Origin of the sequence: Paraburkholderia sp. SUR17 (assembly GCF_029536165.1) — a bacterium.
GTDB classification, from domain to species: Bacteria; Pseudomonadota; Gammaproteobacteria; order Burkholderiales; family Burkholderiaceae; genus Paraburkholderia; species Paraburkholderia kururiensis.
Genome location: NZ_CP120508.1, coordinates 207792 through 232367, shown reverse-complemented (window position 1 = coordinate 232367; position 24576 = coordinate 207792). Strand labels below are relative to the sequence as shown.

Genomic DNA, 24576 nt, shown 5'->3' with positions numbered 1-24576 from the left:
TGCACACGGAGCAGCGAGACAAGGCGGATGAGGTCGGCTTCGCGGCGCTCGTTGGACTCGCCGTGGCGCGAACGGTTCGCGCGGCGTGCAGCATGTCCGCAAGCGACGCCCGACCCGCAAAACGCACGGCGCAGCGCCCAAAAAAGAGCGCTCATTATACGCGCCGCTTCGTGCGGCACCGCGCCGAGCGGGTGAGGATTTCGTGTTTTACGCGTACCTGTATGAAGGTTTTCGCAAAATGCGTCGCGTGCACGATACCCGCGATGGAGGTTACGCGACGATTACACGCGAGACGCGTAACGCGCCTCGCGGTGCTGCCCTATCGCCACGCGTCCACGATGATGCGCTTGAGAACATGCAGCTTGCGATGCAGAAAATGCTCTGCGCCCGGAATGACGACGATGGGTAGCTCCTGCGGCCGCGCCCATTCGAAGACGGACAGAATCGGCACCGTGTCGTCGAGTTCGCCGTGAATGACGAGCGTGTTTTCCGGCACAGGCGCCACTTCCCAGCGGCTTGCCGCCGTGCCCACGAACACCATCCGCTCGATCGCGCCGCCCGCCTCCGTCACGCGCTTCGCAACATGCGAAAGCACGAACGTGCCGAACGAGAAACCGGCCAGCACGAGCGGCAGATCGGCATCGCCTGGCTGCGCGCGCATGTGGTCGAGTACCGCGAGCAGATCGTCCTGTTCGCCGATGCCGTTGTCGTGCTCACCCGCAGTCTGCCCCACGCCGCGAAAATTCGAGCGATACGTGACGTAGCCGAGTTGCACGAGCGTACGCGCAAGCGTCTGCGCGACCTTGTTGTCCATCGTGCCGCCGAAAAGCGGGTGCGGATGCGCGACGAGCGCCATGCCACGTGGCGCGGCGCCGTTCTCGCGGGTTTGGTCGGGCAGATCGAGCGCGACTTCGATCTTGCCGACGGGCCCGTCGACCAGATACTTCTGCGTGTGGACGTTCATATCTTGAGGCGCTCGACCACCTTGCCGTGCTGAAGATGCGATTCGACGATCTCGTCGATGTCGCTTTCGTCGACGTACGTATACCAGGTGCCTTCCGGATAGATGACAACGGTGGGCCCTTCCTCGCAGCGATCAAGGCAGCCGGCCTTGTTGATGCGCACCTTGCCGGGTCCGGCGAGCCCCAGTTGCTTCACGCGCTTTTTCGCGTGCTCCTGCATGGCCTGCGCGTTGCAGTTGCCGCAGCTCGGTCGGTCCGCACCGGGCTCGCGCTGATTCAGGCAAAAGAAGACGTGGTACTGGTAGAAGGAATCCATGGCTTATCGTGGAAAGATGGCGGAAAAATTCGCGGAGAAGGCGGCTGGTGTTCGTCGTCGGCCGCACGGCGCGAGCCTTGCCCAGAGGCTTGGGCTTAGCGGCACGGCGCGAAGGCTGTTGCAAACGAAGGGGCTTGCCCGGCTGACGACTGAACCACGACCGGCCGATTATAGCGACCGACCGGACGCCCCACCGGCCTCGGCCGCGCCGCGCGCGCTCACTGGTTTGCGAGCAATGCCTGCACGCCAAGCCACGCGCCGATCTGCGCGACGAGGTCGTCGCTTGCCGCCGCGAGTGCGCGGGCACCGCCCGATGCGTCCGGCGAACTGGCCGGTGCGCGGGCGATGAAGGTGCGCTGACTCAACACCTTGCCCGCCTGAAAGAGCGTGGCCCGCGCGGTGACCACGCCTGAACTCTCGGTCTGGCTGTCGAAAACCTGCTCGAACTGCTCGAGCTCCACCTTGAGCACGGGCGCACGCACACCGTCGCCGCCCGTCAGCACCGTGCCGTGCGACGAGAGCGTGTTGCGCAGCCGTTGCGTGAGAAGCCGCGCGGGCGACATGGTCCAGTGCGTGTCGGCGTAGGCGCCCGTGCGCTGGGCGTTCGCGTAGCTCAAGCGATAAAGCAGGCTGTCGTTGTCGATGGTCGAGGGCGCGCCCACGTCGAGCACCTTCACCGCGGGCAGCGTGCCCGATGCCGGCGCCGCGGGCGCGGGACCGAAGTCGTAGCGGATGTCCGAGAGCACGGCGGAATTGCCGGCGCACGCGGCAAGCAGCAGGCAAAGCATGGCTGCGGTGCCTGCGGCGAGACCGCCCTTCAGGCTCGCCAGCCGCTTCAGGCCGCCTGGCTGCTGCCGCCCCGTGGCGACCCGTTCAATTGCATCTGGCATGTTCTTTCCCTTCGATTGTTGTGCTTGCGCGCCGTGACGCCATCGGTCGCGCCTTCCGTGGCACCTCAGCGGTTCGCGTGCGCCGCCGGCCACGCGAAACCCGCTTCGCCAGGGCCAGGCGCCGCATGCGGCGCGCCGCCGAACAGCACGCTGCGCGGGTTCGCGTTGAACGTCTCCGCGGCGCTATCCACCGAACGCACGGCCGAGCGCACGTCGTCGGCGAGCGAGTTCACGCGCGGCAGCGTGTCGTACCCCACGCGCGACGAGAGCTCCTGCAGCGAAGCATCCACGGACGTCAGCGCGTCACCCGCCTGCTGCGCCGCCGTGCCCACCTTGTTGAGGTTCGTCTCGAACGGCCCGTCGGGACGGTTGATGCTCGAAATCAGCTGGTTCGTGGAGGCCAGCGTCGTGTCGAGCGTAGTCAACGTGCCCGAGAGCTTGCCTGCGGCGGGCGCCATCTGCTGCGTGAGCGTCGTGACGCCGTCCGCCGCGTGCTGCAGGCTCGCGGCAGTGGCCATCAGTTGCCGGCGGGTCTCTTCGGAGAGCATGTTGTCCACGTCGGTTGCGACACGTTCGAGCTGACGCATGAGCACGTCGCCGCGTTGCTGCAACTGGTCGAACAGCCCCGGATGCATGGGAATCTGCGCGATCTGCTTCGGCGACGATTCGAGCGGTGCCGGTTTCGCGCCGGTATCGTCGAGCTGCACGAAGGCGATGCCCGTTACGCCCTGCAGCCCGAGGCTGCCGAAGGTGGACTGCGTAATGGGCGCGTTCTTGTCGACGAGAATGCGGATCACGATCTGCCCCGGATGCTGTCGGTCGAAGTGGATGGACTGCACCTTGCCCACGTCGAGGCCGCGATAGCGCACGGCCGCGTCGGTGTAGAGCCCCGTCACGTTGGTACGCGCGATGAGGTCGTACGGCACGCGCACGGTTCGATCGACGTTGAAGAAGAACGCCGCCGCGCCGATTGCGAGCAGCAGCGCCACCGTGAAGAGCCCGGCCCAGAAGGCGTGGGATTTGTTTTCCATCGTCAGGTTCCCTCGTTCACACCGGAAATGGCGGCATTCGGGCGCTGAGCCGCCTGCCGTCCTCCCGCGCTCATAGGTGAATTTCGGCCGGCGCCGGCTCGAGCGCGGCTGGCGGCAGCTTCGCGCGCCGGTCGGGCGGCAGCGCCTGTAGTGCGCGGCGTCCGCGCAGGCCCAGAAAATACTCGCGGATAAACGGATGATCGACGCCTGCCGCCTCTTCCACCGGCGCCGCCACCAGCACCTTGCGGTCCGCCAGCACGGCCACGCGCGTGGACAGCGCGACCATGGTGTCCAGGTCGTGCGTCACCATCACGACGGTGAGGCCGAGCGCCCGATGCAGCGTGCTGATCAGTTCCACGAATTCGTCGGAGGCCTGAGGATCGAGCCCCGCGGTGGGTTCGTCGAGAAACAGCATTTCGGGTTCGAGCGCGATGGCGCGCGCGATCCCCACGCGCTTGACCATGCCGCCCGAAAGCGCCGCCGGCATCTTCGATGCGTGCTTGCACGGCAGCCCCACCATTTCGAGCTTGAGCATCACGATGTCGCGCAGCAGTTCGTCCGGGATCTTGCCGAGCTCGCGCAGCGGCTGCGCGACGTTGTCGAACACGTTGAGCGACGAAAACAGCGCGCCGTGCTGGAACAGCATGCCCATCCGGCTGCGCATCATGAGGGCGGTATTCTCGTCGAGCGTCGACGTATCTTCGCCGAATACCTTGATGGTGCCGGACGACTGCCGCTCGAGCCCGAGAATCTGCCGCACGAGCGTGGTCTTGCCCGACCCGGAGCCGCCCACCACCGCCACGATCTCGCCGCGGCGCACGTCGAAATCCAGATGCTGGTGAACGATGTTGCGCCCATACCGCTTGGTGAGGTCGCGCACCTCGATCACCGTTTCGGCGATGGCAGGCAGCGGTCGGCCGCGCACGGCTTCCTTGAGCGGCGTACTCATCCCAGCCCCACGTTCTGGAACATGATCGCGAACACGGCGTCAGCAAGAATCACGATCGTGATCGAACTCACAACGGACGTCGTCGTGCCTTCGCCCAGGCTCTGCGAATTCGCCTTGATCCTGAAGCCGAAGTGGCAGCCCACGAGCGCGATCAGCATGCCGAACGCCACGCCTTTGCCAAGGCCGATCCAGAGGTTCGCAATGGGCACCACGCCGGGCAGCGAACGCGCGAAATACGAAAGGTCGATGCCGAGCACGAGCTTCGCGGCAAGCGCCCCACCGAAGAGCGCGATGATGTTCGTCCACATGACGAGCAGCGGCATCGCGATACCGAGCGCCACCACGCGCGGCAGGATCAGGCGCAGCCCGTGCGGAATGCCCATCACGCGCATGGCGTCCAGTTCCTCGGTCACGCGCATCACGCCGATCTGCGCCGTGATCGCGGAACCCGACCGGCCCGCCACGAGAATCGCGGAAAGCACAGGACCCAGCTCGCGAATCACCGAGAGCCCGAGAATGTTCACGATGTACTGGTTCGCACCGAAGATGCGCAGTTGCTGCGCCGAGAGGTACGACAGCACGATGCCGATCAGGAACGCCACGAGCGCGGTGATGGGCAACGCCCTCGTGCCGGCGTTGTAAACGTTCGCTGATATCTCGGTCCACGGCGTGATCCTCGGATTGCGTGCAATCGAGAACAGATCGAGCACCACGCGGCCCAGCATCACGAGGCCGCCATAGAGATGCTCGAGGAACGTGAAGATGGCGAAGCCGAGGCGCGTGAACGGATCTAGCCGCACCACCGGTTCCGGCGGCTCGCGGGCGGCGTCGAGCAGCACGATGCGGTCGAATATTTCGCGCTGCGTATCGGTGAGCGCCACCAGTTCGTGCGGAAAGCGGCGGCCCCAGATATGCCAGAGCGCCTGACCGCCCACGTGGTCCATGTGTTCGATGTGCGACAGATCCCAGTGATCCACCGGCTCCGCGGCCAGCTTGCGCAGCCGCATGGTCACCCCGCCGCGGGCCCGGTCGCGCGCGAGCGCGAGCGCCGTCCATTGCCCGGACAGCCGGACGATCTTGCCCTGGGTGCCGGCCGCGATCTCGAGGCCGGGTGGCGTGTCGTAATTCAAGGGTCGCTGGATCCGCCGGAATGAAGACAGCAGCATTGTAACGAACGCTCCCCGTTTGGCGGCTGCGACATGTACAGCCCATGCCGTCGCTACAATACGGGCCATGAACGTTCCCCCTTCTCTCTCCGCAGCCGGTTCGTCCGACGACTGGCGCATCGACCGCGATCGCGCCGTCACGCTGTTCGGGCCCGCCGCGCTCGACTGGCCGCTCGAAATCGTCGAGGAAACCGGCTCCACCAACGCCGACCTCATGGCCCGCCTGAAGGCGCTGCCACGCGACGCGGGCGCGCTCGCGCGGCCCATCGTGCGCGTCGCTTATTTGCAGACAGCCGGCCGCGGCCGCCGTGGCCGGCCCTGGTACGCCGAGCCGGGCAACGCACTGCTGTTTTCCATTGCGTGCGTAATGCCGCGACCGCTCGAAGGGCTCGCGGGCTTGAGCCTCGCCATTGGGGTGGCGCTCGTAGACGGGCTGCGTTCCCTGCCGGTTGCCGGTCCCGGGCAGATCGCGCTGAAGTGGCCCAACGACGTGCTGCTCGAAGGCGACAAACTCGCAGGCATCCTGATTGAAACCGCGTGGAGCACGGAAGACGCGAGCGCGGTCGTGATCGGCATCGGCACCAACGTGAAGGGCGCGGACGAACTCGCGGCAAAGGTGGGCGAACTGAACGCCGGCGCACCGGCCCAGGTGCGCGGCACTGCGCCGACGGCGCTTGCGCGGGCGCTGCCGAACGCCAATCTCACGGATACGCTCGCCGCCGAACTCAACGCGCTCGAACCGGCGTTGCAACGCTTTGCCGCAAGCGGATTCGCCCCGTTCCAGCCGCGCTGGAACGCGTGTCATGCCTACGCGGGCCGCGAAGTCATGCTGATCGAACAAGGCGTGGAAGTGGCACGCGGCGTGGCGACGGGCGTGGACGAACGCGGACAACTGCTGCTCGATACGCCCACCGGACGACGCGCCATCGCGACCGGAGACGTCTCGCTGCGGCTCACGGAGGGCGGCGCATGAGCGGCGCGCCGTTCCTGCTCATCGACGCCGGCAACAGCCGGCTCAAGTGGGCAATGGCCGACGTCGGCGGTGCACACGCGTATGCGGGTTCGTCGTCCGACGAGCCTGACTGGGCAGGCCTGCCGCCACCGGCGAGCGCCTGGATTTCAAACGTTGCGGGCGATGCGGTGGCCGAACGCATCGACACATGGCTCGACGCACGATGGCCGGGCTTGCCGCGCACGACGATTCGCGCGACCGCGCACCAGTGCGGCGTGACGAACCGCTACGCTGCGCCCGGCGCGCTGGGCAGCGACCGCTGGGCCGGGCTGATCGGCGCACACGCCGCCTTTCCCGGCGAGCATCTGCTGATCGCGACGTTCGGCACGGCCACCACACTCGAAGCGCTCCGTGCAGACGGCACGTTTGTGGGCGGATTGATTGCGCCGGGGTGGTCGCTGATGATGCGCTCGCTCGGCGAGCGGACCGCGCACCTGCCCACCATCGAAGCCGGCGAAGCGCGCGACCTGCTGACATCGACGGCGCGGCCCGAACCGTTCTTCGCCACGGACACTCACCGTTCCATCAGCGCAGGCTGCGCGCTCGCACAGGCCGCACTGATCGAGCGGATGTGGACCGAACTGCGCGACGAATGGCAGGTGCCGGTGCGGCTCGTGCTGGGCGGCGGAGCGGCCGACGAAGTGACAGCGGCGCTCAAGGTGCCGCATACTCGCCACGACACGCTGGTGCTGGCCGGGCTCGCGTTAATTGCCGCCGAGTGCGGCTGATGGGGCGAGGCTGACAGGTGGGTGGTGTGCCAGGCCTGGGTGCTTCAAAGTTGCCCCGGATTTGGCTGAGGTCCTGCTTGTGCTCGGTGGGACGTTGCCGGGAAATTGCCAGGAAATCGGCGAATAAGGAACGAAGCCGTCTTTAAGGAGAAACGACGATGCTGCGATGGCTCATCGCCATTCTTTTGCTCGCGAACCTGCTCGCGTTTGCGGCGATCAGCGGGGCATTCGGGCCGACGCCGGCCTCCGGTCCACGCGAGCCCGGTCATCTGAACCGTGAGGTCCATCCCGACTGGCTGAAGGTGCGGCCCATATCGCCGGCGGAATCGGCGGACGCGACGATTGTCGGCGGCCCGGTGCCGATGCCCGCGGTAAAGAGTTCGGAGTTGACGCAGTAGTCGCGCGCGGTTCGTTGGCGCGCACCGGCAACCGAGCGACGCAAGACTCAAGCCGCCGTTTCTACGGCGGCTTCGTCGTCTCATCAGCCGAGGCTGCGCACCTTCTTCAGGAGCTTCGTGGTCGAGCGATCATGCTCGAAAGGAATGGCGAGCGCCCGCCCGCCCCAGCCACGAACGAGCGCCGATTCGGGCAACACGTCCATGTCGTAATCGCCGCCCTTCACGAGCACATCGGGACGCAACGCTTCGATGAGCGAAACCGGCGTGCGCTCGTCGAAGCGAACCACCCAGTCCACGCTTTCGAGCGCCGCAAGCAGCGCCATGCGGTCGTCTTCGGCGTTGATGGGGCGGTCGTCGCCCTTGCCCAGCATGCGCACCGAGGCATCGCTGTTCACGCCGACAATCAGGCACGCGCCCAGCGCCTTCGCGTCGGCAAGATAGGTGACGTGACCGCGATGGAGGATATCGAAGACCCCGTTCGTGAACACGACGGGGCCGGGCAGCGACGCGCGGCGCTCTGCGAGCGCCTCACGCGTGACGATCTTGCGTTCGAAGGCAGCGGTCATGGGGCAGCCAGCGTTGCGTAATCGCGTCAGGCCGGCGCGTCAGGCCGGCTGCTGGTGGTGCGCGGACGGATCCTGGCCCGAAGCCTGCAGCCGCACCGTCACTTCCTTGCGATAGCGGTTCAGTTCCTGCGCCGTGTTGAACGTGCGCTCGAAGAGAATCGAGAGGTTGTGCAGGATACGTTCGACAACCTTCTTCTCCCAACCATCGTCGAAGCGAATCTGCTCGTCGAGCCAGCGCTCGAGCCATTCCGGGTCAGGCAGGCGCGACTGCACCGTGTCGCGCGGGAACAGCGACTGATTGACGTGCAGGTTCGTGGGGTGCAGCGGCTTCTCGGTGCGACGCGCCGAAGCCATCAGCACGCCGATCTTCGCGAACGCGGCGCGCGCCACATCGCCGCAGTTGGTGAGCGCCTTCTTCATGTAACGCAGATAGGCGCCGCCGTGGCGGGCTTCGTCGCGCGAGATGGTTTCGTAGATGTGCTTGATGACCGGCTCGGTGTGCCATTCGGCAGCGCGCCGATACCAGTGATTGAGGCGAATTTCGCCGCAGAAGTGCAGCATCAGGGTTTCGAGCGGCGGCGCCGGGTCGAACTCGAAGCGCACCGCGTGCAGTTCTTCCTCGGTCGGCACGAGTTCCGGCTTGAAGCGACGCAGGTATTCCATCAGCACCAGCGAATGCTTCTGCTCCTCGAAGAACCACACACTCATGAAGGCCGAGAAATCGCTGTCGTGATGGTTATCGCGCAGGAACATCTCCGTTGCCGGCAATGCAGACCACTCGGTGATCGCATTCATCTTGATCGTACGGGCCTGCTCGTCGGTGAGGAGCGATGCGTCGAACTTGTCCCACGGAATGTCCTTCTCCATGTCCCATCGGACCGATTCGAGCGATTTGTAAAGTTCCGGATAAAGCATCGTGTTCATAGTCCCGCCCCTGTTCAGCGCTTGACGACTTTTGACTTCGTGCCGCGCCCGCGCACCTCTGCGCTGTCGAGCGAAGCATTTAATTTTACGCGGTAATCGGGCACCCAGAATCTCCGTCGGGCGACGAAGTGCCCGCGGTTCTCCGTGTGCGTGCGATTACCGGAATGTTGTGCGGCATGACGGCCGTGGGTAGGGACGGGCCCGTTCCTTCAATCCGTGCCGCGAGCGGTGCCAGTGCACCGCGTTGCCGGGCGGACGCTGCCACCCGGACCGGCCCTTGCGCCGGCCACCGGAACAGCCGTTCCGGCTTGCGCCAGCGGGCCGCAAAGCGTTCGGCATGATAGCACGCCGGCCCCTCCCAGCCCTTCCGGCCCGAAAAACGCGCACTACTATGAGCCGGGCGCTGCATTTCCGCACATATACGCAGATAAACCTTGACGTATCTCAATAACGCATCAAGTAAACGTCGATGACCACGCGTGAGCAAACGGCGCGCCCGTCCGGGCGCCGCGCAACGTGTTGCTCGACCCACGCGGCATGGCGGATGACGCCCCGCCCGCCGCACGGCGAACATCGGCAAACGTCATTCCGGCTTGTTCGACGACGACTTCTTCGCTGTGCGCCCTGCGCCGGCAGCGGTCGAACCCTTCGTCTGCGACGGCCGTTTCGTGGCTGTGTGCTTCGCCCCCGGCTCGGCGCCAGCCGCAGCGCTACCGGGGCCGCCGTCGCTCCCGCTCGCCGTGCCCGCTCCAGCCGGTTGCGCCACGGCGAACTGCGCGAGCTGGTTGAACTGGGACTGCAGCAGATTCCACCAGGCAGTGGGGTCGAATGTAGGCGGCGCGGCTTGCTGGGCGTCTCCCGACCCTTCAGCGCTTTCTGCGTCTTCGGACGCGACGCCCGCTTCGCGCGGCGGTGCGTCGCCTGCTGCGGCGCGGCCGCGCGGTCCCTCGTCCGTGGGCTTGGGACTGGCGGGCTCGGTCATCTGCGACTGCGCAAATGCGCCGAACGCACGCAACGTAGCGAGTGTCGCGCGCTGCACTTCGAGCGCCTGGATGGCCGATTGCAGCATGTTGAGGTTCAGCTTCAGCCACTGCTCGACGGCGCGCATGTCGGTAATGCGCTTGTCGAGTTCTTCGACGCTCGTGAGCGGCGCAAGCATGTCGGACATCATCGAGAGCGAGGGTCCCAACCCTTGCGCGGCACCGGGCTGCATGCCGGGGAAAGCGCTGCCGAAGGGCGTGAGACGCATCATGTCCCACATCCGGTCGAGCATCTCCGCCGGAGGAAAGCCGGGGAAACCCGGGAAGGGCGGGATGGAACCTGGTTGGTCGGTCATGCGTGTCTCCTCACGTGGGGGTTGAACGCGGCGGACCTCATATAGCGCGCGGCGTGTCGATATTGCTCCGATCATACAGCGCCGCCTCGCGCCGCAACGAACTGGGTTAGCCCTGAGCACTGCCGTGAGCGACCCGCGTGCAACGTCAGAACACCATCACGCGAGGCTCGGTCAGAACGGATCGCCGCCCGGGAAATCTGGCGAACGCCGCTCGCGCAGCGACTGAACGCCTTCGCGCACGTCGGGCCCGGAGAAGCCCATGAACTCGAGCGCGAGCGACGTATCGAATGCCGGCCCCGCTGAGCGCAGCCAGTTATTGAGCGCGTACTTCGTCCAGCGGATGGCGGTCTGTGACCCATCCGCAAGGCGCCTTGCCACCTCGAAAGCCTTCGGCACAAGGTCGTTCTCGTCCACGGCGAGCGACACGAGCCCGATGCGCTCCGCTTCCTCGCCGCTCACCGGTTCGCAGAGCAGCAGGTAGTACTTCGCCTTCGCCATACCGCACAAAAGCGGCCAGACGATGGCCGCATGGTCGCCTGCCGCCACGCCGAGCCGGGTGTGTCCGTCGATGATGCGTGCCGTCTTCGACGCAATCGAAATATCGGCGAGCAATCCGGCCACCAGACCGGCACCGACTGCCGGCCCATGCATGGCCGACACGACGGGCTTGCTGCAATTAATCACGTTGTAGACGAGGTCACGGGCCTCGCGCCAGACCCGCGCCCGCACGTCGAAATGCGTGGCCATGTCTTCCACGAGTTGCAGGTCGCCGCCCGCCGAAAAGCCCTTGCCTTCGCCGCGAATCAGCGCAACGCGCGCATCGGGATCGCGGTCGATGTCGCGCCAGATGTCGGCGAGTTCGCGGTGCATCTGCGCGTCTGCAGTGGCGAGCGCGCTGCGGTTCGCTCCCGCGCCGCTCATCACGACTTCGACGATGCCATGCGCGTGGCGCCTCACCTGCAGCGCGTGATAGTTGGCATAGAACGGATCGTTCATGGCTGTCTCCTCGCTGGTTCTATTCGTGTGTGGCACCGTGAGCATCCACACGGCACACAACTATGCCGAAACCGCGGCGCGCCTCGCGCCGGCAACGCTCAGGCCGCGCCTTCGAGCGGCGCCACGGCCTGATCGATCGCGCCGAAAATCGACTTGCCCGCTTCGTCGAACATTTCGATCTTCACGCTGTCGCCGAACTTCATGAATTCGGTGCTGGGCGCGCCGTGCTCGATGGTTTCCAGGCACCGCTTCTCGGCGATGCAGCAGTAGCCGCGCTTCGCGTCCTTGTTCGATACCGTGCCCGAGCCGACGATGGACCCGGCGCGCACGTTGCGCGTCTTCGCCGCGTGTGCGATCAGTTGCCCGAAATGAAACACCATGTCGGTGCCGGCGTCGGGCTGCCCCACCTTGCGGCCGTTCCAGTGGACGATCATCGGCCGATGCAGGCGCCCCTCGCGCCAGTGCTCGCCCAGTTCGTCAGGCGTGACGGCGAGAGGCGCAAACGCCGTGGCAGGCTTGCTCTGGAAAAAGCCGAAGCCCTTCGCGAGTTCGGCGGGAATCAGGTTGCGCAGCGACACGTCGTTGGCAAGCGTAACGAGCCGCACGCCCTTGAGCGCCTGCTCGGGCGTCGCGCCCATCGGCACGTCGGACGTGATCACCGCGACCTCGGCTTCGAAGTCGATGCCATAGGCCTCGGACGCGCACACGATATCGTCGGTCGGGCCAATGAAATCGTCGCTGCCGCCCTGGTACATTAGCGGATCGGTCCAGAACTCCGGGGGCATTTCGGCGCCGCGCGCACGGCGTACGAGTTCGACGTGATTCACGTAGGCCGAACCGTCTGCCCACTGGAAGGCGCGCGGCAGCGGCGCCATGCAGTCTTTCGCGTTGAACGCGAAGGAATGGCGCGCGCGACCATGGTTGAGCTGGTCGTACAGGTCACGCAGCTGCGGCGCGTAGAAGGCCCAGTCGTCGAGCGCGCGCTGCAGCGTGGGCGCAATCGCGTCGGCAATCGCGGCGGTTTGCAGGTCGCGAGAGACGACGATCAGCTGGCCGTCGCGGGTGCCGTCCTTCAGCGTGGCGAGTTTCATAGGCGGGCAATTGGGATGACGATAGAAGGAATGTATTCTACGATGGTGAACCGGTCCGCCCCACCTGGCCTCGCGGCCTATTCCATCAAGCTAGATGACATCACCTGCCCGCTCCGGCAAGCTTCGCATGTCTGCCGTATCTCCTGACGACACTGCCCGCGACGAGTCGGCCCACGAACTGGACGCAGCGGACCTCGCCGGCGAAGAGAGCGCCGAGCCCGGCGAAGAAAAGCTGCGCTCCGGCATTCAGTCCATCGAAGTCGGCTTCCGCCTGCTCGACGTGCTCACGCGCGAACCGCGCGCCATGATGCTGCGCGACCTCGCGCAGCGCGCGGGTATGAGCCCGGCCAAGGCGCATCGCTACCTCGTGAGCTTTCAGCGTCTGGGCGTGGTAGCGCAGGACCCGCTCTCCGGACGCTACGAGCTGGGCGGCTTCGCGCTGCAACTGGGACTCGCGAGGCTCGCGCGCGTGGACGGCGTGAAGCTTGCGCGACTCGCCCTCGCCGAACTGCGGGACGCGCTGGACATCACGGTGGGCATCGCAGTGTGGGGCAACCAGGGGCCGACCGTCGTGCACTGGATGGAGTCGACCCATCCGGCCAAAGCGGCGCTCAAGCTCGGCGACGTGATGCCGTTGCTCAGCTCCGCCACCGGTCTGCTGTTCGCCGCGTATCTGCCGCGCAGCAAGACCGAGGCGATGATCGCGCGCGAACTGGCCGACGCGCGGCATTCGTCGCATGCCGGCGCGCCGCGCACGCCAGAAGACGTCGAACGGGTGCTCGCCGAAGTACGCGCACATGAAGGCGCGCGAGTGGAAGGCATGCTGCTGCCGACCATCCACGCGTTCTGCACGCCCGTGTTCGACTCGGCTGGCGACCTCGCGCTCGGGCTGATCGCGCTAGGCCACGAAGGGTCGTTCGACATCGGCTGGAACGGTGCGGTGTACACGGCGCTGCGCGAGTGCGCACAGAAGATTTCATACGAGCTCGGATATAGTCCGACGGCGAGAGCGTAGCGTGAGCGGCACGAGAGCCTGATGTGACGAATAGCCAGCTGTAGCGGCCGCGGTACAGGATTCGGCTCACATGCGGCGGCATCGTCCGGGGGAACACGGCTCGCGGCGTCGCGGTCGAACGGTTTTCCGCCGGACGGGATCACTACCCCGGGAATTCCCTCGTGGATCGGCAAGCCAGACCAAACCGTATCCGCGAGCGCAGCCGCCCATCGCGCCGGTACGTTGCGCCGCGGCTCGCTCATTGCCACACCGTCCACCTGCAGCAAGTTCGCCACTTTTACGTTTTCGCACCCGCAGCCACAGACCGTTTCGATGTCGTCCCCATCCGTCGCTCAAGGCTCCGCCTCTCTCACTGCCACCGCCCGCGCCCGCGCGCGTCGTCCGTGGCGCTGGCTGGCGGCGCTTGCCGTTGTGAGCGCGCTGCACTGGATCGCCGCGCAATGGGTGGAACGTAACCGCGATACGTTCATTGCGCCGGAAACGCAGCGCGTACCGGTGCAGGTGCAACTGCTCAAGCCCGAGCGCGTGGAGCAGGCTCCGGCCGGCTCCCCAGCGAAGGGAGCGACACCCGCCGCGCCGGCGAAGGCCCAGGCAACGCAGCGTCGACGAAGCGAGCATGTGCTTACCGCCGTCCGCTCACAGAGTGCACAGCCGGCGCGGCGAACGGCCCCGGCCGCGGAGAAGGCGCCAGAAACAGCCACAGCGCCCGGAGCCGCATCGTCTCCCGCTGTGGCATCCGCGTCCGCGGCAGGCGCGGGCATAAACGCGGGCGCCGCATCCAGTGCGGCAGCCAACGGCGCGGCGGCATCGAGCGGCGTGAAGTTCTCTGTTCCGCCCTCGGGCGACCTTCAGTACGACACCTTCTACAACGGCGTGCGCAACCAGACCGGCACCCTGCACTGGACGAGCGACGGCCAACACTACGAAATGGTGATTGCCGTGCCGCTGCCGTTCGTCGGCACGTTTCGCTGGACGAGCCACGGCCACGTGGACGCGTTCGGACTCGCGCCGGACCAATACATCGAGCAGCGCGGCCGCCGGCCCGAAGACGTCACCGTCTTCAACCGCGAGCAGAAGCAGATCGTCTTTACGCGCACGCCCAACTCGCTGGCGTTGCCGGACGGCGCGCAGGACCGCTTCAGCATGGTGATGCAGCTGGCAAGCCTCGTGCGCGGTGACCCCGACGCCTACAAGCCCGGTGTCACCCGCGAGTTCTACGTCGCCGACAACGACAGCGGCGAAACCTGGCCTATCGAAACAATCGGAGACGAGACCATTCGCACGGCGCAGGGCTTCGTGACCGCGCGGCACTTCATGCGCCTGCCGCGCCATGAGGGGGATCGGCGGCGAATCGACGTGTGGCTTGCGCCGTCGCTGGGCTGGCTGCCCGCGCGGCTCATGCAGACCGAGCCGAACGGCAGCGAGATCGAGTTGGTGTGGCATGGCAACGCGAAGGCGCCGTCCGTGGATGCAGCACCAACGGGCGGGGCAGGCAGCGCGGCCGATACACCGGCAGGAGCGTCGGCACAACCGGACGACGAGGGCACGTCGCCCGGCGCAACCTCCAGCCAGTCCCAGCCCGACGCTGGGCAGCCGGCAGCGGCACAGAACGCGTTGCCGCCCGACCCCGCGCAAGCCACGCAGCCTGCGCCGACCGCTCCGCCGTCGCCCATATCGCCAGCCACCACGAATAGCAGCGCAAAACCCTGAGCGACACGCTCGCGCAACGAGCATCCTCAACGCGCACTGCCACCCGCCTCCTCGCCCGCTCAACGCAACCCGCGCCGCGAGTCGTGTGCCAGACCGAGCAATCCCTCGAACGCGCGAGGAACCTTCTCGCGCCAGAACCCCTCGCACCACACTGAAGCCCGGCGGGCGGAGCATCGGAGCGGCCCAGCACGCTTCACGCGTCGCCACGATAATGGCGTTCACAGGCGGTTCCTTTCATCGTTCATACGTGACGGAGCAAAGCATGCAAGTGACGATCAACGGCATAGAAACGCGCTACGTGCTGGACAACGAAGGCGGCGGCCCATGGCTCACGTTCGTGCATCAACTGGGCGGCGACCTCTCGGTGTGGGATCAACTCGCCGGCTATTTTCGCGACGACTACACCGTGCTGCGCTACGACCTGCGCGGGCACGGCGCATCGGCGGTGCCAGACGAGCCCTTCAGCGTCGCGGATCTCGCCGCCGACCTGGCCGCGCTGCTCGATGCGCTCGGCGCCCCGTCCACGCACCTGGTCGGCCTCTCGCTGGGCGGCATGACGGCTCAGCACTTCGCGCTCGATTACCCGTCGAAGGTCGAAACACTGACGCTTGCGGACACGCTAAGCCGCACGCCGCCCGAAAACCGCGCGCTGTGGGACGAACGCGCCGCCACGGTGCGCCGGGAAGGCGTCGCGGGGCTCGTGCCCGCGACGCTCGAACGGTGGCTCACGGCGGACTTCCGGCGGGCGCACCCGGAAGTCGTCGAGCAGATACGCGAGGTCATGACGCAAACGTCTGCGCAAAGCTACGCCTTCGCCTGCGAAGCGTTGCGCGACTTCGACGTGCACGCGCGACTGGGCGACATCCGCATCCCGACGCTCGCTGTGGCGGGCCGCTATGACCCGGGCACGCCGCCTGCGGCAACGCAAGCCATGGCAGGCGCGATCCCGGGCGCCCGTTTCGAGGTGCTGGAAGCGGCCCATCTCGCGCCCATCGAGCAATCCCACCGATTTGCAGCCTTGCTGGAAACGTTTCTTGAGACAAGGGTCTAAGATTCAGAAGTGGAAATTTTTACGCGGCAGTCTGGGCCTCCCCTTGAATTGCACAGCGGGCGCTCCACTTACGGGGTGAGGCAAAAACGCCAGGAGCACAGAAAGAGGAGTGTCGCCATGCAAATGATCTACAACAGCCCTAACTATTGCGTCGTCGAGTTTCCGCCGCAGGACGGTCACCTCGCCATGAAGGCAGGCGGCTATGAGATCGTCGACAAGAACGCGCGGCGCGAAATCTTCATCGACGGCGAAATGGCGGCACAGTTTCGCGAGCACGTGCAGAAGCTGATTGAAGGCGAACCGTCGCTGGACGAAGTCGACGAATTCCTCGGCCAGTTCGACAGCCTGATGCTGCAGCCCGTCATCCTCCACTGACAAGGCATCGCACGCGCCGGCACGGCGTGCGACCGCCCCGGAAACCCCCATCCGCCTGTGCGCGGATGGGGGTTTCCTTTTTCCAGCGCTTGCCGGGCCTTGGCCGCCGCTGTGCGGCAAGCCGCCGCGGCTGCCGCTACAATCTCTAGTTTCCCGAAGTTCGCGCGCAATGTCCGCGCGAAAATGCGCCTTCGAACGCCCGATTCCGACTCCGAGTCCGCCATGAACCAGCCCGCTTCTGCCGCTTCGAATGCAGCCACGAACGCCGCAACCCGCCCTGCCGCCGTGGCCCGCCAGGACGCACCGTACACGCGCGGCGCGGCCCTGCCCGCCCTGCTCGCGTCGCGCATCCTGATTCTCGATGGCGCGATGGGCACCATGATCCAGCGCTACAAGCTCGACGAAGCAGCCTATCGCGGCGAACGCTTCAAAGACTATCCGCGCGACATCAAGGGCAACAACGAACTGCTGTCGATCACGCAGCCGGCCATCATCAGCGAGATTCACGAGCAGTATCTGGCCGCGGGCGCGGACATCATCGAAACCAATACGTTTGGCGCAACGAAGGTCGCCCAGGCCGATTACGGCATGGAAAACCTCGCAGCCGAAATGAACCTCGCGTCGGCAAAACTGGCGCGTGCGGCCTGCGACAAGTACTCGACGCCCGACAAGCCACGCTTCGTCGCGGGCGCAATCGGACCGACGCCGAAGACAGCGAGCATCTCGCCCGACGTCAACGACCCCGGCGCGCGCAACGTCACCTTCGAAGAACTGCGCACCGCGTACTACGAGCAGGCGCAGGCGCTGCTGGACGGCGGCGTCGATCTGTTCCTCGTGGAAACGATCTTCGACACGCTGAACGCCAAAGCCGCGCTCTTCGCACTCGACCAGCTGTTCGACGACACCGGCGAGCGCCTGCCCATCATGATCTCGGGCACCGTCACAGACGCCTCGGGCCGCATCCTCTCCGGCCAGACGGTGGAAGCCTTCTGGAACTCGCTGCGTCACGCGCGGCCGCTCACGTTCGGCCTGAACTGCGCGCTGGGCGCGGCGCTGATGCGTCCGTATATCGCCGAACTCTCGAAGCTCTGCGACACCTACGTGTCGTGCTACCCGAACGCGGGCCTGCCCAATCCGATGAGCGATACGGGCTTCGACGAAACGCCGGCCGACACGTCGGGGCTCCTCAAGGAATTCGCGCAGGCGGGCCTCGTCAACATCGCGGGCGGCTGCTGCGGCACGACGCCCGAGCACATCGCCGCCATCGCCAAGGCGCTCGCCGACGTGAAGCCGCGCCGCTGGCCGGGCCAATATCGCGACGCGGCGTGACCCCTACGCGTTACCTGACAAGACGCCACCCACGAGACACCTTCACGCCATGACCGATCACACCCTGCGCCTCTCCGGCCTCGAGCCGTTCAACGTCACGTCCGGCACGCTCTTCATCAACGTGGGCGAGCGCACCAACGTGACGGGCTCCAAAGCCTTCGCCCGCATGATCCTGAACGGCCAGTTCGATGAAGCGCTCGCGGTGGCGCGCCAGCAGGTCGAAAACGGCGCGCAGGTCATCGACATCAACATGGACGAAGCGATGCTCGATTCGAAAGCGGCCATGGTGCGCTTTCTGAACCTCATCGCGTCGGAGCCCGACATCGCGCGGGTGCCGATCATGATCGACTCGTCGAAGTGGGACGTGATCGAAGCGGGTTTGCAATGCGTGCAGGGCAAGGCCATCGTGAATTCGATCTCGCTGAAGGAAGGCGAGGAGGCGTTCCGCCATCACGCGAAGCTGATTCGCCGCTACGGCGCAGCGGCCGTGGTGATGGCCTTCGACGAAAAAGGCCAGGCCGACACGTTCGAGCGCAAGACGCAGATCTGCCGCCGCTCGTACGAAGTGCTCGTGAACGAAGTGGGCTTTCCGCCCGAAGACATCATCTTCGACCCGAACATCTTCGCCATCGCCACGGGCATTGAAGAGCACAACAACTACGCCGTGGATTTCATCGAAGCCACGCGCTGGATCAAGCAGAACCTGCCGTACGCGAAGGTGAGCGGCGGCGTGTCGAACGTGTCGTTCTCGTTCCGCGGCAACGACCCCGTGCGCGAAGCCATTCACACCGTGTTCCTCTACTACGCCATCAAGGCCGGCATGGACATGGGCATCGTCAACGCGGGCCAGCTCGGTGTGTACGAAGACCTCGACACCGAGTTGCGCGAGCGCGTGGAAGACGTCGTGCTGAACCGCCGGCCCGATGCGACCGACCGTCTGCTCGAAATCGCCGACCGCTTCAAGGCCGGCGCCGCGAAGAAGGAAGAGAACCTCGAGTGGCGCAACCAGCCGGTCGAGAAGCGCCTCGCGCACGCGCTCGTGCTCGGCATCACGAATTTCATCGTGGAAGACACCGAGGAAGCGCGCGTGAAGATCGCCGAGGCGGGCGGGCGGCCGATCAACGTGATCGAAGGCCCGCTCATGGACGGCATGAACATCGTGGGCGACCTCTTCGGGCAGGGCAAGATGTTCCTGCCGCAGGTGGTGAAGTCGGCGCGCGTGATGAAGCAGGCGGTGGCGCACCTGATCCCGTTCATCGAGGAAGAAAAGAAGAAGCTTGCCGAAGCGGGCGGCGATGTGCGCGCGAAAGGCAAGATCGTGATCGCCACGGTGAAGGGCGACGTGCACGACATCGGCAAGAACATCGTCTCCGTCGTGCTCCAGTGCAACAACTTCGAAGTGGTCAACATGGGCGTGATGGTGCCCTGCAACGAGATCCTCGCGAAGGCGAAGGTGGAAGGTGCGGACATCGTCGGACTCTCGGGGCTCATCACGCCGAGCCTCGAGGAAATGGCCTACGTCGCTTCGGAAATGCAGCGCGACGACTATTTCCGCGTGAAGAAGATTCCGTTGCTGATCGGCGGTGCCACGACTTCGCGCGTGCATACCGCCGTGAAGATCGCGCCCAACTACGAAGGGCCCGTGGTGTACGTGCCGGACGCGTCGCGCTCGGTGTCGGTCGCGTCGAACCTGCTTTCGGACGAAGGCGCCGCGAAGTACCTCGACGATCTGAAGGCTGACTACGAACGCATCCGCACCCAGCACGCGAACAAGAAGGCGCAGCCGCTCGTCACGCTCGCCGAGGCGCGCGCGAACAAGACGAAGATCGACTGGGCGCATTACCAGCCGGTGAAGCCGAAGTTCCTCGGCCGGCGCGTGTTCCGCAACTACGACCTCAACGAACTGGCCGAGTACATCGACTGGGGGCCGTTCTTCCAGACCTGGGATCTCGCGGGCCGCTATCCGGACATCCTGAATGACGAGATCGTGGGCGAGTCGGCACGCAAGGTGTTCTCGGACGCGAAGTCGATGCTCGCGCGGCTGATCCAGGGCCGCTGGCTCACGGCGAACGGCGTAATCGCACTGCTGCCGGCGAACACCGTGAACGACGACGACATCGAGATCTACACCGACGAGTCGCGCTCCGAAGTTGCCCTCACGTGGCGCAACCTGCGCCAGCAGAGCGTGCGGCCCGTGGTAGACGGCGTGCAGCGCCCGAACCGGTCGCTCGCGGACTTCATCGCGCCCAAAGACTCCGGCGTGGCCGACTACATCGGACTCTTTGCCGTGACAGCCGGCATCGGTGTCGACAAGAAGGAAGCGCAGTTCGTCGCCGATCACGACGACTACAGCGCCATCATGCTGAAGGCGCTCGCGGACCGCTTCGCCGAAGCCTTCGCCGAAGCGATGCACGCCCGCGTGCGGCGCGACTTGTGGGGCTACGCCGCGGACGAGTCGCTTGCGAATGACGACCTGGTCGCCGAAAAGTACCGCGGCATCCGCCCGGCGCCCGGCTACCCGGCATGCCCGGACCACCTCGTGAAGCGCGACATGTTCGCATTCCTTCAGGCGGAAGAAGTGGGCATGAGCGTGACCGAGTCGCTCGCGATGCTGCCTGCGGCCAGCGTGTCGGGCTTCTACATCGCGCATCCGGACAGCACGTATTTCTCAGTGGGCAAGATCGGCGAAGACCAGCTCGAGGACTACGCCCGGCGCATGTCGCTTTCGAAGCAAGACGCAAGCCGCGCGCTGGCGCCGCTGCTGTAGGTCTGTTGACGTGAAGCGCGCGGGCTCCGCATATCGCTCACGAAAGCCTGAATATTTGCGGTCGCAAAAATTTCGGCTTTGTAGACTGGTTGCGCAGTACATCTTCGCCGCGCGCTCAGGACACAACGGACCGCCAACGCGTCGGCCATCCATGCAACCGTCAACGGAGAAAAATCGTATGAAGAAGCTGACGCTGATGTTGACTGCGCTTGCGCTTGCAGGCGGGAGCCTGCCGGCCTTCGCCCAGCAGGCGACGCCGGGCGAAGCGAGCGCGGTGAGCAGCTATTCGCCGCCGCGCCAGAAACACGTGAAGAAGCCGAAGAAGAAAAAGATGAAGCATGGCGCTTCGGCTGCCGCAACCGCGGAGCCGGCTGCGCCTGCCGCCAGCCAGTAACGGTTGAGCCCGCGCAAGCCTGAAGCCGCACAACGTAACGCTAGCGTCATAGCGTCACATTGCAAAAGAGCCCGCTCGATGGAGCGGGCTCTTTTCACGTGGGCTGCGTCAGATGCCCCACACGATATCGGATTGCTCCTTGTGCGCGGCTCGCAGCATGTCGAGGAACGGATACGCACGCTGTGCAAGCCCAATGGGAATCTCGTGCGGCTCGTGACCGTCTTCGCCCTCGTGGAAATGTCCGTCGTGCTCGGCACGCTCGCGCTTGTCCGTGGCGATTGCCGCTTCAAGCTTCGTGATGGCCGGTTCGAGCTGATCGTGCGTGATCACGCCTTGCTTGTCGAGCCGTTTGCCGATAATGCCGAGCAGGTACTGCGCCAGATTTTCCAGCATCGTGACATCCGGCGACGCATGGCATTTGAAAGTAATCAGCATGACTGCTCCCCTTCTCATTTTGTTGAACCTCGTGCGGCCCGCGCAAGCGGCATCGGCCGGTATCATGCAACGGCGAGATGCCCCTCTGCGGCTCGTCGCGGGCGTCGTATTGGACATATTAGCACCTGCTAAAATCCCTCTGAACGGAAAACCGAACGGCCGCCGTGCAGCACGCAAGCGTTGCCGGACGCCCGGAGCATAGGCGGCATACGGCTCACCCTCGTCGGCACGCAGGTCTGCATGCTGCACGGCGAGTCGGCCTGAAGCGCCTTCGCTCGCAGGGCTCATGCAACCGCTTGGGCGATCGCTCAGGCAGTTGCCTCGACAGCCAGCCGCTCAGACAACGGCGCGCAGTTGTCCGCGTCCCGCGCGAGCGCCGCAGCGCCCGCTTTCCACCCATTCGTGACGGCCCGGCCACGCAACGCCGGCCGCAGCCGATTACCCGCATAGGACCTGCAACAAGCATGCTGCCCGCACAAAAACAGACTCTCGAAACGCTGTTCGCCGACGCGGTCAAGAAAGTGGCCGACGCCATCCAAGGCGCGGCAGACGCCGCGTTCGTCGCACCCGCCATCGCCCTTGAACGCCCGAAGGTGGCTGCCCACGGCGACGTGGCCTGCAATGTCGCCATGCAACTGGCCAAGCCGCTGCGCGCGAATCCGCGACAACTTGCCCAGCAGATCGTCGATGCCATCGTGGCAAGCGCCGCCGCGAAGGGTCTTGTCGAACACGCCGAAGTGGCAGGCCCTGGCTTCATCAACCTGCGTCTCACCGCGGATGCGAAGCGCGCCGTGATCGGCGCGGTGTTCACCGAACGCGACGCCTACGGCCGCGCGCAGCGCGAAGCCGGCAAGCGCGTGCTGGTCGAGTTCGTGTCGGCGAACCCCACGGGTCCGCTGCACGTGGGACACGGTCGCCAGGCCGCGCTCGGCGACGCCATTTCGAACGTGCTGGCCTCGCAGGGCTACGCCGTGCATCGCGAGTTCTACTACAACGATGCCGGCGTGCAGATCCAGAATCTCGCCGTCTCCACGCAGGCGCGTGCCCGCGGCTTGAAGCCCGGCGACGCGGGCTGGCCCGAAGCGGCCTACAACGGTGAGTACATCGCAGAGATCGCGCGCGACTTCATGGCGGGCGAAACCGTCTCGGCCAAGGACGGCGAGCCGGTTAAGGGCACAGGCGACGTCGAAGACCTCGACGCGATCCGCCGCTTCGCCGTGGCCTATCTGCGCCACGAGCAGGACATGGACCTCCAGGCGTTCGGCGTGAAGTTCGACCAGTACTACCTGGAGTCGTCGCTCTACACCGAAGGTCGCGTGGAAAAGACCGTCGAGGCGCTGATCAAGACCGGCGAGACCTACGAGCAGGACGGCGCGCTGTGGCTGCGCACCACCGACTACGGCGACGACAAGGACCGCGTGATGCGCAAGTCCGACGGCACCTACACCTACTTCGTGCCCGACGTCGCCTATCACGTGACCAAGTGGGAGCGCGGCTTCACGAAGGTCATCAACATTCAGGGCTCGGACCATCACGGCACCATCGCGCGCGTGCGCGCGGGCCTGCAGGGGCTCGGCGTCGGCATTCCGAAGGGCTACCCCGACTACGTGCTGCACAAGATGGTCACCGTCATGCGCGACGGTCAGGAAGTGAAGATTTCGAAGCGCGCGGGCAGCTACGTGACCGTGCGCGATCTGATCGAATGGTCGGGCGGCGCGACACCGGGCTCGGAAACGGCGCCCGATCTGCTCGACGAGGCCACCATCCGCCGCGGCCGCGACGCCGTGCGCTTCTTCCTGATCTCGCGCAAGGCCGACACGGAATTCGTGTTCGACATCGACCTCGCGCTGAAGCAGAACGACGAGAACCCGGTCTATTACGTGCAGTACGCGCACGCGCGGATCTCGTCGGTATTGAACGAGTGGAAGTCGCGCCATAACGGCGACGAGTCGGCGCTGCCGAATATCGACCTCACGCCGCTCGCGAGCGAACGCGCGCTCGCGCTCGTGGCCAAACTCGCCGAGTATCCCGACATGCTCACGCACGCCGCCGACGAACTCGCGCCGCACGCGGTGGCCTTCTACCTGCGCGAACTCGCCGCGGAGTTTCACTCGTTCTACAATGCCGAACGCGTTCTCGTCGACGACGCGAAGGAGCGCGATGCGCGCATCGCCCTGCTCGCGGCCACACGCCAGGTGCTTGCCAACGGCCTCGCCATGATCGGCGTATCGGCACCCGAGCGCATGTAAGTTCCCGACGTCACACAAGTGGCAACACGTGGCCGCCGCGACGAACGGCGGCCCTCCCAGGATTCTTTTGTTCGCAGGTGATTCAAACGATGGCCAAACCACGCCGCACTACAAGTCAGTCGAAACAGACCGGGGGAACGTTTCTCGGTATCGTGCTGGGCCTGATTGTCGGCCTCGCGATCGCGGTGGTGGTGGCGCTCTACATCACGCGCGCGCCCTCGCCGTTCGTCGCGAAGGTGGCGCCGCCGGCGGCTTCCGATACGGGCGCAAGCGGCGCACAGCAGTACGATCCGAACCGCTCGCTGCAGGGCAAGACCCCCGGCCAGCCGGTGCCGCAGGCCGCACAACCCGCGCCGCCCAACACGGCGCCGGGCCAGAGCACGAGCCAGTCGCAGTCCGGCATGCTGGAGGAACCGCAGATCGTCGAAGTGCCGCCGTCCAGCGCGCCGGCTGCCGCCAACAACGGCGTCGCCGTGCCGCCGAAGCCCGCCACCGACAACAACGCCGCCCAGCCCGCACAGAAACCGGCCGGCAACACCGCACAGCTGGCGAACAATCCGCCGCCCAAGGCTCCCGCGGTAACGCCGAAGCCCGCTCCGGCCTCGCCCGCCCAGCAGGGCGCCGCGCCCGCCGCAGGGGACGCGAACACCGGCTATTTCCTCCAGGTGGGCGCCTACAAGACTGCCGCCGACGCCGAGCAGCAGCGCGCGCGCCTCGCGTTCCAGGGTTTCGAATCGAAGGTCACGCAGCGCGACGCGGGCGGCATCACGTATTACCGGGTGCGCATCGGGCCGTTTTCGAAGTTCGACGACATGAACACCACGCGCCAGCGGTTGTCCGACGCGGGAATCGACACGGCCGTCATCCGTTTCACGAAACAGTAACG

Annotated in this window: 24 protein-coding genes; 12 read left to right on the top strand and 12 right to left on the bottom strand. The window is 65.9% G+C overall.

Going from position 1 to position 24576, the window contains the following annotated elements; genetic code table 11:
• Positions 1–319 precede the first annotated feature (319 nt).
• The 6 genes from P2869_RS01035 to P2869_RS01010 form a co-directional block, all read right to left on the bottom strand.
• A complete protein-coding gene (locus tag P2869_RS01035; RefSeq protein ID WP_277597226.1) occupies positions 320–964 on the bottom strand; it encodes an alpha/beta hydrolase in 645 nt (214 codons plus the stop codon).
• Positions 961–1278, bottom strand: coding sequence for a ferredoxin (locus P2869_RS01030; RefSeq protein ID WP_017772568.1), 318 nt, complete (start codon positions 1276–1278; stop codon positions 961–963). Before P2869_RS01030 ends, P2869_RS01035 begins: the two co-directional genes overlap by 4 nt.
• Positions 1279–1496: 218 nt before the next feature.
• Complete coding sequence (locus P2869_RS01025) at positions 1497–2168, bottom strand: ABC-type transport auxiliary lipoprotein family protein (RefSeq protein ID WP_277597225.1); 672 nt, start codon at positions 2166–2168, stop codon at positions 1497–1499.
• Between the two features lie 65 nt (positions 2169–2233).
• Positions 2234–3199, bottom strand: a complete 966-nt coding sequence (locus P2869_RS01020) for an MlaD family protein (protein ID WP_277597224.1) — start codon at positions 3197–3199, stop codon at positions 2234–2236.
• A gap of 70 nt (positions 3200–3269) precedes the next feature.
• Positions 3270–4148 carry an ATP-binding cassette domain-containing protein gene (locus P2869_RS01015; protein ID WP_017772565.1) on the bottom strand — a complete coding sequence of 293 codons (879 nt, stop codon included), beginning with the start codon at positions 4146–4148 and terminating at the stop codon, positions 3270–3272.
• Positions 4145–5278 carry an ABC transporter permease gene (locus P2869_RS01010; RefSeq protein WP_017772564.1) on the bottom strand — a complete coding sequence of 378 codons (1134 nt, stop codon included), beginning with the start codon at positions 5276–5278 and terminating at the stop codon, positions 4145–4147. Before P2869_RS01010 ends, P2869_RS01015 begins: the two co-directional genes overlap by 4 nt.
• A gap of 103 nt (positions 5279–5381) precedes the next feature.
• On the opposite strand from P2869_RS01010, the gene P2869_RS01005 reads away from it, so the two are divergent.
• From P2869_RS01005 to P2869_RS00995, 3 genes are all read left to right on the top strand, one after another.
• A complete protein-coding gene (locus P2869_RS01005; RefSeq protein ID WP_277597223.1) occupies positions 5382–6287 on the top strand; it encodes a biotin--[acetyl-CoA-carboxylase] ligase in 906 nt (301 codons plus the stop codon).
• Entirely contained in the window at positions 6284–7054 is a 771-nt protein-coding gene (locus P2869_RS01000) for a type III pantothenate kinase (RefSeq protein ID WP_017772562.1), read from the top strand. Before P2869_RS01005 ends, P2869_RS01000 begins: the two co-directional genes overlap by 4 nt.
• 158 nt (positions 7055–7212) lie before the next feature.
• Positions 7213–7452 (top strand): hypothetical protein, encoded by a 240-nt coding sequence (locus P2869_RS00995; RefSeq protein ID WP_017772561.1) that lies wholly within the window; start codon positions 7213–7215, stop codon positions 7450–7452.
• Positions 7453–7535: 83 nt separating this feature from the next.
• Here P2869_RS00995 and rfaE2 read toward each other — a convergent pair whose 3' ends face one another.
• The 5 genes from rfaE2 to P2869_RS00970 form a co-directional block, all read right to left on the bottom strand.
• Positions 7536–8018, bottom strand: a complete 483-nt coding sequence (gene rfaE2 / locus P2869_RS00990; RefSeq protein WP_017772560.1) for a D-glycero-beta-D-manno-heptose 1-phosphate adenylyltransferase — start codon at positions 8016–8018, stop codon at positions 7536–7538.
• A 39-nt stretch (positions 8019–8057) separates the two neighbouring features.
• Positions 8058–8942, bottom strand: coding sequence for a ferritin-like domain-containing protein (locus tag P2869_RS00985; RefSeq protein ID WP_199542780.1), 885 nt, complete (start codon positions 8940–8942; stop codon positions 8058–8060).
• A gap of 583 nt (positions 8943–9525) precedes the next feature.
• Positions 9526–10278 carry a PhaM family polyhydroxyalkanoate granule multifunctional regulatory protein gene (locus P2869_RS00980; RefSeq protein WP_277597222.1) on the bottom strand — a complete coding sequence of 251 codons (753 nt, stop codon included), beginning with the start codon at positions 10276–10278 and terminating at the stop codon, positions 9526–9528.
• 171 nt (positions 10279–10449) lie between these two features.
• Entirely contained in the window at positions 10450–11274 is an 825-nt protein-coding gene (locus P2869_RS00975; protein ID WP_017772557.1) for an enoyl-CoA hydratase/isomerase family protein, read from the bottom strand.
• 98 nt (positions 11275–11372) lie between these two features.
• The gene (locus tag P2869_RS00970) at positions 11373–12365 is read right to left on the bottom strand and encodes a fumarylacetoacetate hydrolase family protein (protein ID WP_277597221.1); all 993 of its coding nucleotides are present in this window, start codon (positions 12363–12365) and stop codon (positions 11373–11375) included.
• A gap of 94 nt (positions 12366–12459) precedes the next feature.
• Here P2869_RS00970 and P2869_RS00965 point away from each other — a divergent pair, with 94 nt between their 5' ends.
• The 7 genes from P2869_RS00965 to P2869_RS00935 all read left to right on the top strand — a co-directional run bounded on the left by P2869_RS00965 (position 12460) and on the right by P2869_RS00935 (position 21006).
• Positions 12460–13380 (top strand): IclR family transcriptional regulator, encoded by a 921-nt coding sequence (locus P2869_RS00965; RefSeq protein ID WP_277597220.1) that lies wholly within the window; start codon positions 12460–12462, stop codon positions 13378–13380.
• A 312-nt stretch (positions 13381–13692) separates the two neighbouring features.
• Positions 13693–15090: a DUF3108 domain-containing protein gene (locus P2869_RS00960; protein ID WP_277597219.1), complete on the top strand. Its 1398-nt coding sequence runs from the start codon at positions 13693–13695 to the stop codon at positions 15088–15090.
• Between the two features lie 262 nt (positions 15091–15352).
• A complete protein-coding gene (gene pcaD / locus P2869_RS00955; RefSeq protein ID WP_126879210.1) occupies positions 15353–16141 on the top strand; it encodes a 3-oxoadipate enol-lactonase in 789 nt (262 codons plus the stop codon).
• A 117-nt stretch (positions 16142–16258) separates the two neighbouring features.
• Positions 16259–16516: a DUF3567 domain-containing protein gene (locus P2869_RS00950; protein ID WP_017772551.1), complete on the top strand. Its 258-nt coding sequence runs from the start codon at positions 16259–16261 to the stop codon at positions 16514–16516.
• 222 nt (positions 16517–16738) lie between these two features.
• The gene (locus P2869_RS00945; RefSeq protein WP_233411719.1) at positions 16739–17845 is read left to right on the top strand and encodes a homocysteine S-methyltransferase family protein; all 1107 of its coding nucleotides are present in this window, start codon (positions 16739–16741) and stop codon (positions 17843–17845) included.
• Positions 17846–17894: 49 nt separating this feature from the next.
• Positions 17895–20612, top strand: a complete 2718-nt coding sequence (gene metH / locus P2869_RS00940) for a methionine synthase (protein ID WP_277597218.1) — start codon at positions 17895–17897, stop codon at positions 20610–20612.
• Between the two features lie 178 nt (positions 20613–20790).
• A complete protein-coding gene (locus P2869_RS00935) occupies positions 20791–21006 on the top strand; it encodes a hypothetical protein (RefSeq protein WP_017772548.1) in 216 nt (71 codons plus the stop codon).
• Positions 21007–21114: 108 nt separating this feature from the next.
• Here the strand turns inward: P2869_RS00935 and P2869_RS00930 are convergent, their stop codons facing one another.
• Positions 21115–21441, bottom strand: a complete 327-nt coding sequence (locus tag P2869_RS00930) for a DUF1840 domain-containing protein (RefSeq protein ID WP_017772547.1) — start codon at positions 21439–21441, stop codon at positions 21115–21117.
• Positions 21442–21905: 464 nt separating this feature from the next.
• Between P2869_RS00930 and argS the strand changes: the two genes are divergently transcribed.
• A complete protein-coding gene (argS, locus tag P2869_RS00925) occupies positions 21906–23690 on the top strand; it encodes an arginine--tRNA ligase (protein ID WP_277597217.1) in 1785 nt (594 codons plus the stop codon).
• Between the two features lie 89 nt (positions 23691–23779).
• The gene (locus P2869_RS00920) at positions 23780–24574 is read left to right on the top strand and encodes an SPOR domain-containing protein (protein WP_026120987.1); all 795 of its coding nucleotides are present in this window, start codon (positions 23780–23782) and stop codon (positions 24572–24574) included.
• Positions 24575–24576: the final 2 nt, after the last annotated feature.